Below are 1604 nucleotides of genomic sequence, written 5' to 3'. Positions count from 1 at the left end.
GTGCGGGTGTTGGAGCAGGTGGCGGCTGATCCGTGTGTGCGGGTGGGTCGGGTGGGTGTGCTGGGTGATGTGGAGCGTCGGTTGGTGCTGGCGGACTGGAACGACACGGTGGTGTCGGTGCCGGGTGGTTCGTTGGTGTCGGTGTTTGAGGGGTGGGTGGATCGTTCGCCGGGTGTGGTGGCGGTTCGTTCGGGGTCGGATGCGTTGTCGTATGGGGAGTTGGAGGAGCGGGCGAACCGGTTGGCGCGGTTTTTGGTGGCGCGTGGGGTGGGCCGGGAGGACGTGGTGGGTGTGTGTCTGCCGCGGGGTGTGGAGTGGGTGGTGGCGCTGCTGGCGGTGTGGAAGGCGGGTGGGGGTTATGTGCCGCTGGATCCGGAGTATCCGGTGGAGCGGCTGGCGTTCATGGTGGAGGACAGTGGGGCCCGGGTGGTGCTGAGCACCTCTGGTTTGGGGGTGCCTGGTGTTGATGTGGTCCTGCTGGATGACCCGGGGGTTGTGGCTGCGGTGGCGGCTGAGTCGGGTGGGCGGTTGGGTGTGGAGCCGGTGCCGGGTCAGTTGGCGTATGTGATTTATACGTCGGGTTCGACGGGGCGTCCGAAGGGTGTTGTTGCCACGCATGGTGGTGTGGCGAATCTGGCGGTGGCGCTGCGGCCTGTGCTGGGTGTGGATGCGGGTGTGGTGGTGCTGCAGTTCGCGTCGTTCAGTTTCGATGCTGCGGTGCTGGATGTGGCGGTGGTGCTGGGTGCGGGTGGGACGTTGGCGGTGGCGACGAGTGAGGAGCGTGCCGAGCCCGGGGCTTTGGCGCGGATGATCGCCGGGTGTGGGGTCCGGGCGGCGAGTGTGGTGCCGTCGCTGCTGAGTGTGCTGGATCCGGCGCGGGTGCCTGGTGTGGGCCGGTGGGTGCTGGGTGCGGAGCGGCTGACTGCTGATCTGGCGGGCCGCTGGGTCGAGGGCCGGGAACTGTGGAACACCTACGGTCCGACGGAGACCACGGTGATTGCGACGGCGGATCGGGTGTTGCCGGATCCGGACGGCGGAGTCGCTTCGGCTCCGTCGATCGGCCGTCCGATTGCGAACACCAGGGTGTTTGTGCTGGATGGGTTCTTGCAGCCGGTTCCTGCGGGTGTGGTGGGTGAGGTGTATATCGCGGGTGCGGGTGTGGCCCGGGGTTATGTGGGGCGTGCTGGGCAGACGGCTGAGCGGTTTGTGGCGTGTCCGTTTGCCGGGCTTGGCGTGCGGATGTATCGCAGTGGTGATCTGGCCCGGTGGACGGATGCGGGGCAGTTGGAGTTCGTGGGTCGTGCGGACGGTCAGGTCAAGATTCGTGGGTTCCGGGTGGAGCCGGGCGAGGTCGAGGCCGTGCTTGCCGCGCACGAGACGGTCGGTCAGGTCGCGGTGGTGGTGCGTGAGGACCGTCCTGGTGACAAGCGGTTGGTCGCCTACACCGTCCCCGCGCCCGGGCAGGCGATCGACACCGCGGTGCTCCGGGACTTCGCTGCCGGCCGGCTGCCGGACTACATGGTCCCCTCGGCGTTGGTGCTGCTGGACGCGATGCCGTTGACGGTGAACGGCAAGCTGGACCGAAGCGCGCTTCCCGCCCCCGA

1 protein-coding gene is annotated in these 1604 nt (G+C 68.2%); it reads left to right on the top strand.

Annotated elements, in window-relative coordinates; all coding sequences use genetic code 11:
* Positions 1–51: 51 nt before the first annotated feature.
* A partial coding sequence (locus tag Q8A52_RS48805; protein ID WP_316765147.1) for a non-ribosomal peptide synthetase occupies positions 52–1604 on the top strand: 1553 nt, incomplete at its 3' end.

Source organism: Streptomyces herbicida (genome assembly GCF_032656585.1).
GTDB classification, from domain to species: domain Bacteria; phylum Actinomycetota; class Actinomycetes; order Streptomycetales; family Streptomycetaceae; genus Streptomyces; species Streptomyces herbicida.
Note: the sequence above shows the minus strand (reverse complement) of the source record. Positions and strands in the feature narration are given on the sequence as shown.